The sequence below is a fragment of the Streptomyces hygroscopicus subsp. hygroscopicus genome (assembly GCF_001553455.1).
GTDB classification, from domain to species: Bacteria; Actinomycetota; Actinomycetes; order Streptomycetales; family Streptomycetaceae; genus Streptomyces; species Streptomyces hygroscopicus.
Genome location: NZ_BBOX01000246.1, coordinates 16233 through 28728, shown reverse-complemented (window position 1 = coordinate 28728; position 12496 = coordinate 16233). Strand labels below are relative to the sequence as shown.

Annotated in this window: 13 protein-coding genes; 10 read left to right on the top strand and 3 right to left on the bottom strand. The window is 72.3% G+C overall.

Annotation, left to right across the window (positions count from 1 at the left end; all coding sequences use genetic code 11):
* Positions 1-240: 240 nt before the first annotated feature.
* Positions 241-633 carry a VOC family protein gene (locus tag AXW62_RS24115; RefSeq protein ID WP_030829715.1) on the bottom strand — a complete coding sequence of 131 codons (393 nt, stop codon included), beginning with the start codon at positions 631-633 and terminating at the stop codon, positions 241-243.
* 153 nt (positions 634-786) lie between these two features.
* Here AXW62_RS24115 and AXW62_RS24110 point away from each other — a divergent pair, with 153 nt between their 5' ends.
* Positions 787-1347, top strand: coding sequence for a GNAT family N-acetyltransferase (locus tag AXW62_RS24110; protein WP_060946348.1), 561 nt, complete (start codon positions 787-789; stop codon positions 1345-1347).
* Positions 1348-1470: 123 nt separating this feature from the next.
* On the opposite strand, the gene AXW62_RS24105 is transcribed toward AXW62_RS24110, so the two are convergent.
* Positions 1471-2154 carry a glycerophosphodiester phosphodiesterase gene (locus tag AXW62_RS24105; protein WP_030829710.1) on the bottom strand — a complete coding sequence of 228 codons (684 nt, stop codon included), beginning with the start codon at positions 2152-2154 and terminating at the stop codon, positions 1471-1473.
* A 297-nt stretch (positions 2155-2451) separates the two neighbouring features.
* Here AXW62_RS24105 and AXW62_RS24100 point away from each other — a divergent pair, with 297 nt between their 5' ends.
* Genes AXW62_RS24100 through AXW62_RS24090 form a run of 3 tightly spaced genes read left to right on the top strand, consistent with a single transcriptional unit; the run spans position 2452 to position 5746 of the window.
* Complete coding sequence (locus AXW62_RS24100) at positions 2452-3849, top strand: DUF6421 family protein (protein ID WP_060946347.1); 1398 nt, start codon at positions 2452-2454, stop codon at positions 3847-3849.
* A gap of 53 nt (positions 3850-3902) precedes the next feature.
* On the top strand, positions 3903-4685 hold the full coding sequence (locus AXW62_RS24095) for an SDR family NAD(P)-dependent oxidoreductase (RefSeq protein ID WP_060946346.1): 783 nt from the start codon (positions 3903-3905) through the stop codon (positions 4683-4685).
* A complete protein-coding gene (locus tag AXW62_RS24090; RefSeq protein WP_030829702.1) occupies positions 4682-5746 on the top strand; it encodes a threonine aldolase family protein in 1065 nt (354 codons plus the stop codon). Before AXW62_RS24095 ends, AXW62_RS24090 begins: the two co-directional genes overlap by 4 nt.
* 708 nt (positions 5747-6454) lie before the next feature.
* On the opposite strand, the gene AXW62_RS24085 is transcribed toward AXW62_RS24090, so the two are convergent.
* Positions 6455-7186, bottom strand: coding sequence for a lysophospholipid acyltransferase family protein (locus AXW62_RS24085; protein WP_030829699.1), 732 nt, complete (start codon positions 7184-7186; stop codon positions 6455-6457).
* A gap of 184 nt (positions 7187-7370) precedes the next feature.
* Here AXW62_RS24085 and AXW62_RS24080 point away from each other — a divergent pair, with 184 nt between their 5' ends.
* From AXW62_RS24080 to AXW62_RS24060, 6 genes are all read left to right on the top strand, one after another.
* Complete coding sequence (locus AXW62_RS24080) at positions 7371-7730, top strand: TlpA family protein disulfide reductase (RefSeq protein ID WP_258407578.1); 360 nt, start codon at positions 7371-7373, stop codon at positions 7728-7730.
* A gap of 58 nt (positions 7731-7788) precedes the next feature.
* Positions 7789-7869 (top strand): putative leader peptide, encoded by an 81-nt coding sequence (locus AXW62_RS47215; RefSeq protein ID WP_354671454.1) that lies wholly within the window; start codon positions 7789-7791, stop codon positions 7867-7869.
* A 56-nt stretch (positions 7870-7925) separates the two neighbouring features.
* Positions 7926-8432 carry a flavin reductase family protein gene (locus AXW62_RS24075; protein ID WP_030829693.1) on the top strand — a complete coding sequence of 169 codons (507 nt, stop codon included), beginning with the start codon at positions 7926-7928 and terminating at the stop codon, positions 8430-8432.
* Between the two features lie 241 nt (positions 8433-8673).
* Complete coding sequence (locus AXW62_RS24070) at positions 8674-9459, top strand: electron transfer flavoprotein subunit beta/FixA family protein (RefSeq protein ID WP_030829690.1); 786 nt, start codon at positions 8674-8676, stop codon at positions 9457-9459.
* A gap of 87 nt (positions 9460-9546) precedes the next feature.
* Positions 9547-10509: an electron transfer flavoprotein subunit alpha/FixB family protein gene (locus AXW62_RS24065; protein ID WP_060946344.1), complete on the top strand. Its 963-nt coding sequence runs from the start codon at positions 9547-9549 to the stop codon at positions 10507-10509.
* Positions 10510-11169: 660 nt separating this feature from the next.
* Positions 11170-12441, top strand: coding sequence for a DUF6986 family protein (locus AXW62_RS24060; protein WP_060946343.1), 1272 nt, complete (start codon positions 11170-11172; stop codon positions 12439-12441).
* Positions 12442-12496 lie beyond the last annotated feature (55 nt).

The following is a 12496-nucleotide window of genomic DNA, read 5'->3' as shown; positions in this document are numbered from 1 at the left end:
TGGTCCCCACTCCAGAGCCTTGCGTGCGGCAGGCGGAGGAGTGGGGACCGTACACAACCCTCGTCCCGGTCCGTGCTGAACGGCTCGCGGCCACTGTGTTCGCCGTCCCTGCGGAGAGCGCTACGCCATCCCGGGTCACCGGTGCGGCGGTAAGGGCGTCGCCCAGTAGGTCCGTCCGACCTTGGGCCCCGTCCGCGCGCCTCCCTGTGGCGCCGGACGGGGCTTTCTCAGGCGTGGCTGCTAGATCCCTGGTCGGTAGCGGATCGGGTGGTCTTCCGGGACCTCCACGAGGACGATTTTGAGTCCGTCCGGGTCGGCGATCCACATCTCCACCAGGCCCCACGGCTCCTTCTTCGGCGGGCGCAGCACCTCGACCCCCCGCGCGGTGAGCTCCTCGTGCGCCGCCGCCGCGTCCGCGACCTGGAGCCACAGCTGGAGGCCCGGGGCGGGCGGGGTGTCGGAGCGGCCGGAGACCTCCAGGAAGCCCCCGCCGAGGAAGTAGACCGTGCCACGTTCGGGGCCGGTCCCGAACTCCCGGTAGACCTCGAGGCCGAGGGCCTCGCCGTAGAAGGCCCGGGAGCGTTCGGGGTCCGTCGGCCGCAGCAGGGTGCGGCTGCTCAGTACGTGAACCATGCCGCGACCCTACGCAACCGGCGCCGGTCGGGGCAGGCTATGGTCGGTTTCGGCCACCGACCACCGTCTGCTTCCGCCACCGACCACGGTCCACGCCCGTTGCCGACCACGCTCCACTCCCGCCGCCGACCACCGAAGGGACCCGCTGACGCCATGGACACCGCGGACGCCACCGTACGACCCGCCGATGCCCCGCTCGCCTTCCGCCCGGCCACCGAGGCGGACGTGGACGGGCTGGTGGCGCTGATCGAGTCGGCCTACCGCGGGGACGCCAGCCGGGCCGGATGGACCACGGAGGCGGACCTCCTGGGCGGGCAGCGCACCGACCCGGAGGGCGTCGCGGCCGTGGTGCGGGGCGAGAACAGCCGCATGGTGATCGTCGAGCGGGCCGGTGAGCTGGTCGCCTGCTGCCAGCTCGAGCACCGCGGTGACCACGCCTACTTCGGCATGTTCGCGGTCCGGCCCGCGCTGCAGGGCGGGGGCCTGGGCAAGGTGATCCTCGCCGAGGCCGAGCGGTTCGCGCGGGCCGAGTGGGGAGTGACGGAGATGCACATGACGGTGATCTCCGCCCGTGAGGAGCTGATCGCCTGGTACGAGCGGCGCGGCTACGCCCGTACCGGCCGGATGACCCCGTTCCCGTACGGCGACGAGCGCTTCGGCGTGCCGCGCCGCGCCGGCCTGGAGTTCGAGCTGCTGGTCAAGTCCCTCGGCTGAGCAGCCCCCGGGCTGAGCAGCCCCCTGGGCTGAGCAGCCCCTCGGCCGAGCAGTCCTTGTGCCGAGCAAGCCCCTCGGCTGAGCGCCGCTTACGCCGTACGGGTGAACGTGGCCCCGTGGGCGTCACGCGGTGTAGCGCGCCGCCCGCCGGATCTCCGGGAAGTCGGTGGTGCCGCCGTCCAGGCGGAGGCCGCGGGCCAGCTTCAGATGGTCGGGGGTGTTCACGGTCCAGCCGATGACCTTGAGTTCGGCGGCGTGCGCCCGCTCCACCAGCTCCAGGGTCAGCCTGCGGATGTTGAGCACCAGCATGCCCGCGCTGACGGCGTGCGCCCGGTCGATCACATCGAGGCCGTAGCGGCTGGCCACGAGGGCGGTGCGGGCGGACGGGAGCAGGGTGCGGATCTCGGCGAGGGCCTCGTCGTGGAAGGAGATGACGTCCACCCGGTCCAGCAGATCGCGCCGGGTCAGCACCTCGGCCAGCGCCCGGGCGGCCGCCGTGTCCTTGATCTCGGCCTGGAGCGGCGCGCTGACGGCGTCCACGACCTCCTCGAAGACCGGGATCCGCTCACCGTCCCCGGCGTCCAGCTCACGCAGTTCGGCGAGGGTGAAGTCGCTGATCGGGCCCTTTCCGTCGGTGGTGCGGTCGACGTTCGCGTCGTGCATGACAACCAGCGCGCCGTCCTTGCTGAGGTGCAGGTCCAGTTCGATGACGTCCATGCCCTCGTGCTCGGCGCGGACGAAGGAGCGCAGGGTGTTCTCCGGCTCGACGCCCATCACTCCGCGGTGTCCGATGGTGAGAAAAGTCAACGCTGTCTCGCTCTTCTGACGGCCCTTGGCGGCCTTCGTCGGGTCGGGGGGAGGCAGTGGGGAGGCAGTTCCGTCGGCTCGGCGGCGGACAGGCCGCTCGGACCGGCGCACACCCTATCGGCCGCCCATGACCGGACTGTTCACGTGGGGGCGTGGCATGACCTGAGCCGATGGGGGCAGGAAAAACTGCGGTGGTGCGGGTGTGGCGCAGGATGATTTCCCGTACTCCCGCTTGAGCGAGGTGAGCGTCCATGGATACGGTGGCCTTACGCGAGTTTCTCCGGTGAAGGAGTGGTCATGACGGAAATCCTTTCGTCCGCGATAGCGGAAAGTGGTGTTCTGCCTTCGGGGCGTGTGGTTGATCATCCGGCCTGGCCGATTCTCAAGGACGCCGTCGAAACGTTTCGTCCGTGGCAGTCCAAGGACGGTTCCATCGACTTCGGCGCCGAGGGCGCGCCCACCCGTGAGGTGGCCGCGGCGACCATCGGCCGGGTGATCGAGGGCATCGAGGAGCTGGCCCCGCTGCTCCCGCACGACGCCGACTACCACCGGGCGGTCGTCGCGGACCTGCGCCGCTGGGCCGAGCACGGCTTCGGCGTCCCCGACTTCCTCGACTCGCTGCTCGCCTTCCAGCCCGCCCGCATGCGCGCCGACGGCCTCCAGCACCTCGTGGTCTTCCCCATGTACACGCAGAACGGCAATCCGGACCGCAATCTGGAGGCCGTGGTGCTGCGGATGGTCTGGCCGGACTGGCTGGCCGAGCTGGAGCGCACCCGTTATGACAACCCGCTCTACTGCGGTCTGGCCTTCGAGGACTTCACCTCCGGCTACGACACCAACTCCGCGGTGCTCTTCCCGGAGACCATCGCCGTCCGCGAGGCCCCCGAGCGGTTCACCTGGGGCGGCATCTTCTGCGACCGCGAGGCGGCCCGCTTCCGCCGGGTCAGCGAGGCCGCCGTCCGGGCCCTGGGGCTCGAACTCCCCGAGGACATCCGGGACATGCTGGCCGACCAGGGCCGCTGCCAGGAGGCGTTCGCCCTGTGGGACATGATCCACGACCGCACCCACAGCCATGGCGACCTGCCGTTCGACCCCTTCATGATCAAGCAGCGGCAGCCGTTCTGGATGTACGGACTGGAGGAGCTGCGCTGCGACCTCACGGCCTTCAAGGAGGCCGTGAAGCTGGAGGGCGAGGGGATCGCCCAGGCCCGCGACGTCCAGTACGCCGTGATCTTCGACCGGATGTTCCGGTTCCCCGTCACCGGTGAACGGGTCCGCAACTACGACGGGCTCGGCGGCCAGTTGCTCTTCGCCTATCTCCACCAGCACGACGTCGTACGCTGGACGGACAACACCCTGCACATCGACTGGTCCCGCGCCTCGCAGGTCACCAACCAGCTGTGCGGCGAGATCGAGAAGCTCTACCGCGACGGCATCGACCGCCCCAAGCTCGTCCACTGGTTCAAGGCGTACGAGCTGGTGTCGACCTATCTCGCACCTCACCCCGGCTCGGTCTGGGCCAAGGGCCCCGACGCCCTGGACCTGACCCAGCCGCCGCGCAAACTCGTCGACGACGTGCTCCCCGACGAGTTTCCGCTGAGCATGTTCTACGAGGCGCTGGCCAAGAAGCTGCGTTCCGTGGTCGCCTCCACCAAGGGCATCACGGCCGACAGCGACGTACCGGCGGCGGCATGAACCCCGCGGCGGCGCACAGCCCCCGGACGGGGAAGGACGAGGAGGCAGCGAGGATGACCACACCGACGTCGAGCCCGAGCCCCAACGAGCCGGGGACGCGGCCGCTGGACGGCGCGGTGGTGGCGGTGGCCGGCGCGGCCGGCCCGGCGGGCCGGGCCACACTGCTCCGTCTCGCCGAGGCCGGCGCCGTCGTCGTCGCCTCCGACTCCGACCCGGCCCGGCTGGCCGAGGCCGTGGACGCGGCGCGCTGGGCCCACGGCGGAGCCACCGTCACCGGCGAGACCGTCGACCTGCTCGACCTGGACGCCACCCGTGCGTGGGCCGACCGCACCGAGAAGGAGTTCGGCCGGGTCGACGGTCTGGTGCACCTGGTCGGCGGCTGGCGCGGCGGCAAGACCTTCGCCGACGTCCCGCTCGCCGACTGGGACACCCTGCACGACCTGCTGATCCGGACCGTCCAGCACACCTCCCTGGCCTTCCACGACGCCCTGCTGCGCGGCGGCAAGGGCCGCTACGTCCTGATCAGCGCGGCGGGCGCGTCCCGGCCCACCGCGGGCAACGCCGCGTACGCCGCCGCCAAGGCCGCCGCCGAGGCGTGGACGCTCGCGCTCGCCGACTCCTTCCACAAGCTGGGGGGCGAGGGCGGCCCGTCGGCGGCCGCTGTCATCCTGGTGGTCAAGGCGCTGGTGCACGACGCCATGCGGGCGGAGCGCCCCAACGCGAAGTTCGCGGGCTTCACGGACGTCAAGGAGCTGGCCGAGGCCATCACCGGACTCTGGGACCGGCCCGCCCGGGAAGTGAACGGAACCCGCCAGTGGCTGACCCCCAAGCCGTGAGGACCGACGCCCGCGGTCACCATGACCCCGAGGTGCGCGGCTTCGCCAGCGACAACTACGCCGGCGCCCACCCGGAGATCCTCGCCGCGCTCGCCCTCGCCAACGGAGGCCACCAGGTCTCCTACGGCGAGGACGACTACACCGCGCATCTGCAGTTCGTCATGCGCAGCCACTTCGGCCCGCACGCGCGGGCGTTCCCGGTCTTCAACGGGACCGGCGCCAACGTGGTGGCCCTCCAGGCCCTCACCGACCGCTGGGGCGCGGTCATCTGTGCCGACAGCGCGCATATCAACGTCGACGAGTGCGGGGCGCCCGAGCGCGTCGGAGGGCTCAAGCTGCTCACCGTCCCCACCGAGGACGGCAAGCTCACCCCCGAACTCATCGACCGCCAGGCGTGGGGCTGGGACGACGAGCACCGGGCCATGCCGCAGGTCGTCTCGATCGCCCAGAACACCGAGCTCGGCACCGTCTACACGGTCGACGAGATCCGCGCCATCTGCGACCACGCCCATGAACGCGGCATGAAGGTCCACCTCGACGGCGCCCGGATAGCCAACGCCGCCGCGTCCCTGGACGTGCCGATGCGCGCGTTCACCAACGCGGCGGGGGTGGACATCCTGTCCTTCGGCGGCACGAAGAACGGCATGCTCTTCGGCGAGGCCGTCGTCGTCCTCGACCCGGACGCGGTGGGCGCCATGAAGCATCTGCGCAAGCTGTCCATGCAGCTGGCGTCCAAGATGCGGTTCATCTCCGTCCAGCTGGAGGCCCTGCTCGCCCGCGATCTGTGGCTGCGCAACGCGCGCCACGCCAACACCATGGCCCAGCGGCTCGCCGACGGCGTCCGCGCGGTGGACGGGGTGCGGATCCTCCATCCGGTGCAGGCCAACGCGGTCTTCGCCCGGCTCCCGCACGAGGTGGGCGAACGCCTCCAGAAGCGGTACCGCTTCTACTTCTGGGACGAGGCCGCGGGCGATGTGCGCTGGATGTGCTCCTTCGACACCACGGAGGAGGACGTGGACGGCTTCATCACGGCCCTCAAGGAGGAGATGGGCCGCGGCTAGCGGCAGTCGGCGGGCCGGGCACGTGCGCTGAGCGGGCACGTGCGCTGAGGGCGTGCGCTGAGCGGGTGCGCGCGCTGAGTGGGTCCGCGCACTGGCCGGGCACGTGCTTGCCGGGCGGACCTGTGCACTGAGCGAGGTCCGTGCTTACTCGGCGGGTCCGTGCTCGCCGGGTGGGTGCGTGCTCACCGGCCGGGGTCCGCGCTTACTCGGCGGGTCCGCGTTCACCGTGCGGGGTCCGCGCTCGCCGGGTGGATCCGTGCACTGAGCGGGGTCCGCGCTCACTGGCCGGATACGCGCTCACCGGGTGGGTGCTGCTCACCGGGCCGGTCCGCGATCACCTGGCGGGTATTGCTCCACCAGCCAGGCCCGCGCTCACCCGGCGGGTCCGCGCTCGGCGGGTACGTGCTCACCGGGCGGGTCCGTGCACTGGCCGGGGTCCGCGTTCACCGTGCGGGGGCCACACTCACCGGCCGGGTCCGCGCTCACCGGGCGGATCCGCGCACCGAGCGGGGTGGCCGGGTACCTGCTCGCCGGGCGGGTGCTGCTCACCGGCTCGGTCCGCGATCACCCGGCGGGTACGTGTTCCACCGGCCAGGCCCGCGCTCGCCTGGCGGGTGCGCGCTCACCGTCCGGTCACCCGCTCACCGGGCGGGCCGCCGGGCCCGCCCGCGGGCGTCCACCTCGTCCGCGGCAGCCGCGCTACCCGCGCTACCCGCGCCGGTCCAGGGCCAGGGCATCGGCCGGGGCCGGGGCGGTGCCGCCCAGGTGGGCCGGGACCCACCAGGTGTCGTCCGGCCCCTTGGGCCGCACCGGATACGCCCGCTGCGCCGCCTCCAGCAGCTCCTGCACCCGGCCGCGCAGCCGCTCGGTGAGGGTGTCCGAGGGCTCGGTCGGGTCGGCCTCCATCGGCTCGCCGACCCGCATCGTGATCGGGAAGTGGTGGCGGCCCAGTGCCCGCTTGTGCCCCTTGGTCCACAGTCGCTGGGTCCCCCACAGCGCCATCGGCAGCAGCGGGACGCCCGCCTCCTGGGCCAGCCGGGCGGCGCCCGACTTGAAGTTCTTGAGGGTGAAGGACGGCGAGATCGTCGCCTCCGGGAAGACCCCGATGATCTCACCGGAGCGCAGCGCCTTCAGGGCGTGCTTGTACGCCTCCATGCCCGCCGCGCGGTCCACCGGGATGTGCTTCATCGCGCGCATCAGCGGTCCGGAGACCTTGTGCCGGAAGACCGAATCCTTCGCCATGAACCGCACCAGCCGCTTGGCCGGACGGGCGGTCAGCCCGCAGAAGACGAAGTCGAGGTAGCCGATGTGATTGCTCACCAGAACCGCGCCGCCCCGCCGCGGGACGTTCTCGGTGCCCTTGATGTCGAAGCGCAGATCGAGCGCCTTGAACATGGTGCGGGCGATGCCGATCACTGGCGGGTAGACGAGCTCTGCCATGGGGGACCCTTCGTCGTAATGCCCGGGGAGGGCTCTCCCGGTGGAAGTTACGCGGCCGTAGGTTTTCTGCTTCTGGCAGATGGTGCCCGATGTCGTCTCGTTGTGCTACCGCGTGGCCCCGGCTGGCCGGGAGATCCTCGTCACGTCGGGCGGCCACCGGGGAATTCCCGCGCCTCCCGGGACGCTGCACGAGGGAGGTCCGACCGGGAGGAGACAGGTGCGAGACGGCGACGGAAGCCGGCGGCTGGACGCCGCCGAGCTGGGTGCGGAGCTGGGGGAACGGGCCACGCTCGTCCAGTTCTCCAGCGCCTTCTGCCAGCCCTGCCGGGCCACCCGGCGGACGCTGACCGAGGTGGCCGCGATGGTGGACGGGGTCGCGCACGTCGAGATCGACGCCGAGTCGCGGCTGGAGCTCGTCAGGGCGCTGGACATCGCCCGTACCCCCACCGTGCTGGTGCTCGACGCGGCCGGGCGGATCGTGCGGCGGGCCTCCGGGCAGCCGCGCCGGGCCGATGTCATCGCCGCTCTGGGTGATGCGGTGTGAGCCACCGCGCCCCGGCCCCACTTGACGGTCCGCACCCCGCCTGGTCAGGGTGAACGTCATGCGGCCCCGACTCCTTCTCTACGGACGTGTGCACGTGGACCTGGTGCGGACCGCCAGCGCGCGCTGTCCGGACGGGTGAGCGAACGACGACGAGCACGGCCCCCCCGCCCGTACCTCCGGCAGAAGGACACGTCCATGACGGCCACACACGACCTCGGCACGTCCGCGCCCGCGACGTCCGATCTCTTCCGCTCCGTCTTCCGCCGGCACGCCGCCGGTGTCGCCGTGATCACGGCCCGGGGCGTCCGCCCCGTCGGCTTCACCGCCACCTCCCTCGCCTCCGTCGCCGCCGAGCCGCCGCTGCTCTCCTTCGGCGTGGGCACCGGCTCCTCGAGCTGGCCGGTGCTCTCCGAGGCCGAGCACGTCGGCGTCCACATCCTGGGCGATCACCAGCGGGAGCTGGCCGCGACCTTCGCCCGCAGCGGTGCCGACCGCTTCGGACCGGCCACCGGCTGGCGCACGGGACCGGAGGGCGTACCGGTGCTCGACGGGGTGCTGGCGTGGCTGGTGTGCCGGGTGGTGGCCCGTATACCCGCCGGGGACCACCGCGTGGTGATCGGCGAGGTGACCGGGGGCACCGCGACCGGGGCCGGCCGTCCGCTGCTGTACCACCAGGGGCGCTTCAACGCGCTCCGCGACTGAGGCCGCGCCCTCCGGTCGGCGTCGGCCGCCCCCGCTGATCTCCATCGTTGGCAAGGTCACAGTTCACGCGGGTTGCGCACGGGGAACGAGCTGGGTGTACTGGCGAGTAATATTTTGCTGCGGTACATGGGTCGCCCCGGCTGGAAACCGCCCGCGGAACCGTCCGGGTCCCGCCCCCGAAGGCGCCTATGCTGCCAGCAACAAGGCAGCTCGGTAGAGACGATGCAGTAGGAGAGCCGGCGTGAGCTTGAGGATCGTTGTCTGTGTGAAGTACGTGCCCGACGCCACCGGCGACCGGCACTTCGCCGAGGACCTGACCGTCGACCGCGACGATGTGGACGGCCTGCTCTCGGAGCTGGACGAGTACGCGGTCGAGCAGGCCCTCCAGATCGCCGATGAGGCCGACGACGCCGAGATCACCGTCCTGACCGTCGGCCCGGAGGACGCGAAGGACGCGCTGCGCAAGGCGCTGTCGATGGGTGCGGACAAGGCTGTGCACGTCGAGGACGACGACCTGCACGGCACCGACGCGCTGGGCACCTCGCTGGTGCTGGCCAAGGCCATCGAGAAGACCGGCTACGACCTGGTGATCTGCGGGATGGCGTCCACCGACGGCACCATGGGCGTGCTCCCGGCGATCCTCGCCGAGCGCCTGGGCGTGCCGCAGGTGACGCTGTTGTCCGAGGTGTCGGTCGAGGACGGCACGGTGAAGGGCCGTCGTGACGGGGACACCGCGTCCGAGCAGCTGGAGGCGTCGCTCCCGGCGGTGGTGTCGGTGACCGACCAGTCCGGTGAGGCGCGTTACCCGTCGTTCAAGGGCATCATGGCGGCGAAGAAGAAGCCGGTGGAGTCCTGGGACCTCGAGGACCTGGAGATCGAGTCGGACGAGGTCGGTCTCGAGGGCGCCTGGACCGCCGTGGACGGCGCCACGGAGCGTCCGGCCCGCACCGCCGGCACGATCGTCAAGGACGAGGGCGAGGGCGGCAAGCAGCTCGCCGCCTTCCTCGCGGAGCGCAAATTCGTCTGAGAAGGCTGCCCCGCGGGTCAGACGTACAGCTGAGCCGCGCCGACCTCACCGCCCAGATCTTTCGCATGTCGCAGGAGAGCGATTCCCATGGCTGAAGTCCTTGTCTACGTCGACCACGTGGACGGTGCCGTCCGCAAGCCCACCCTGGAGCTGCTGACCCTGGCCCGCCGCGTCGGCGACCCGGTCGCCGTCGCCCTCGGCTCCGGCGCCGAGAACACCGCGGCCACCCTCGCCGAGCACGGCGCGGTCAAGGTGCTGACCGCTGACGCGCCCGAGTTCGCCGACTACCTCGTCGTCCCGAAGGTGGACGCGGTCCAGGCCGCGTACGAGTCGGTGTCCCCGGCCGCCGTACTGTTCCCGTCCTCCGCGGAGGGCAAGGAGATCGCGGCCCGGCTCGCGGTCCGCATCGGCTCCGGCATCATCACCGACGCCGTGGACCTGGAAGCCGGTGACGAGGGCCCGGTGGCGACCCAGTCGGTGTTCGCCGCCGCGTTCACCACCAAGTCCCGGGTCACCAAGGGCACCCCGGTGATCACCGTCAAGCCGAACTCGGCCGCCGTGGAGGCCGCTCCGGCCGCGGGCGCGGTCGAGGCCCTGTCGGTGTCGTTCTCGGAGCAGGCCACCGGGACGAAGGTGGTCTCCCGTACCCCGCGTGAGTCGACGGGGCGTCCGGAGCTGACCGAGGCCGCCATCGTGGTCTCCGGCGGCCGTGGCGTGGGCGGCGCGGAGAACTTCCCCCTCATCGAGGCCCTCGCCGACTCCCTGGGCGCGGCCGTGGGCGCCTCGCGGGCGGCGGTGGACGCGGGCTGGTACCCGCACACCAACCAGGTCGGCCAGACCGGCAAGACCGTCTCCCCGCAGCTGTACGTCGCCGCCGGTATCTCCGGCGCGATCCAGCACCGGGCCGGTATGCAGACCTCGAAGACCATCGTGGCCGTCAACAAGGACGCCGAGGCCCCGATCTTCGACCTGGTCGACTACGGCGTGGTCGGCGACCTCTTCGAGGTCGTCCCGCAGCTGACCGAGGAGGTCAAGGCCCGCAAGGGCTGACACCCACCGGACCGCTGCGAGGCCCCGTACGCGCTGGGTTGTGCGTACGGGGCCTCGCAGCGGTCGGAGGGTGTTGACCCGCTGGTGAGCGGCTGGCTAACTTCACCTTACGGATCATCGTTTCCGTACAGCGGAAATGGCGAGAAGGGTGGGGGAACGGACATGGAGCCTCGGGAGACGCCGAAGACCAACCCGCCCGGCGCGGCAGGGGCGAGCGTGCCTGGTGCCGTGGGGGCCGCTGCCGGGGTCGGCGCGTCCGGCGCCGCAGGGGTCGGCTCGCCTGGTGCCGTAGGAGCCAGCTCGGCGGGTGCCGCGGGGACCAGCCCGTCCGGTGCCGCAGGGGTCAGCCCGGCCAGTACCGTCGGGGCCGCCGCAGGGGTCAGCCCGTCCGATGCTGTAGGGACCGCCGCAGAGGTCGGCTCGCTCAGTGCTGTAGGGGCCAGCTCGGCCAGTGCCGCCGGAACTAGCCTGCCTGGTGCCGCCGGGGCCGCCGCCGGGGCGAGCGTGCCTGGTGCCGCAGGGGTCAGCCCGGCCAGGGCCGTGGGGACCAGCCTGCCTGGTGCCGCGGGGAGCAGTCCGTCCGATGCCGCAGGGGCAAGCCTGCCTCGTGCCGCCGGGACCAGCCCGGCCGGTGCCGCAGGGGTCGGCTCGGCCGGTGCCGTGCGGACCAGCCTGCCCGGTGCCGTCCGGGCGTCCATCGCCGACTCCCTCGCCGCCGTCGACGCCGAGCTGGCCCGCCGCTACCCCGGCGACCCGGGGACCCGCCAGCCCGTCCACACCGTCTACGTGCCCGCCGACCTCTTCACCGCCGGTACCGTGCGCGACTGGGGCGACCGGGCGCTGGCGGCCCTCGACGAGCACGCTCGCGACGCCGCCTCCTTCGCCGCTGTCCTCGGCCTCCCCGACGACCTCGCCGAACCCGTCCACACCAGGGTCCGGGCCAAGCTGGCGCGTGAGCCGGTGGAGGACCTGCGCATCGACTTCGAGGACGGCTACGGCCTCCGCCCCGACGCGGAGGAGGACGCCGCGGCCGACCGCGCCGCCGCGCTCGTCGCCGCCGCCTGCGCGGAGGGCACCGCGCCGCCCTATGTGGGCATCCGCATGAAGTGCCTGGAGGCCGCCGTCCGCGACCGCGGCATCCGTACCCTCGACATCTTCCTCACCGGGCTGCTGGCCGCCGGCGGACTGCCGGACGGCCTGGTCCTCACCCTCCCCAAGGTGACCTACGCCGAACAGGTCACCGCCATGGCCCGGCTGTGCGAGGAGTTCGAGAAGGCCCGCGGGCTCGCCCGGGGGCGTCTCGGCTTCGAGATCCAGATCGAGACCACCCAGGCCATCCTCGGGTCCGACGGCCGCGCCACCGTCGCCCGTATGATCGACGCCGCCGAGGGGCGGGCCACCGGGCTGCACTACGGCACCTTCGACTACAGCGCCGCCTGCGGCGTCGGCGCCGCCCATCAGTCGATGGAGCACCCCGCCGCCGACCACGCCAAGGCCGTGATGCAGGTGGCCGCCGCCGGTACCGGCGTACGGCTCTCCGACGGCTCGACCAACGTCCTGCCGGTCGGGCCCACCGAGCGGGTCCACGACGCGTGGCGGCTCCACCACCGCCTGGTCCGGCGGTCGTTGGCGCGTGCGTACTACCAGGGCTGGGACATGCACCCCGGCCACCTCCCGACCCGCTACGCCGCCGTCTACGCCTTCTACCGGGAGGGCCTGGAGGCCGCGGCGGAACGGCTCGCCGCGTACGTGGCCCGTACGGCGGGAGGCACCGGTATCGCCGACGAACCGGCCACGGCCAAGGCGCTCAGCGGCCATCTGCTGCGCGGCCTGGACTGCGGGGCTCTCGACGGCGCCGAGGTCGAGCGGCTGACCGGACTGGACCGCGCGGAACTCGACGCACTGGCGGGCCGCACCCCGGCCGCGCCCTGACGGCGCGAGCCCGTTCCCGGGCGCAGCCGGAGCCCGGGGGCCGTCGGATCTGACG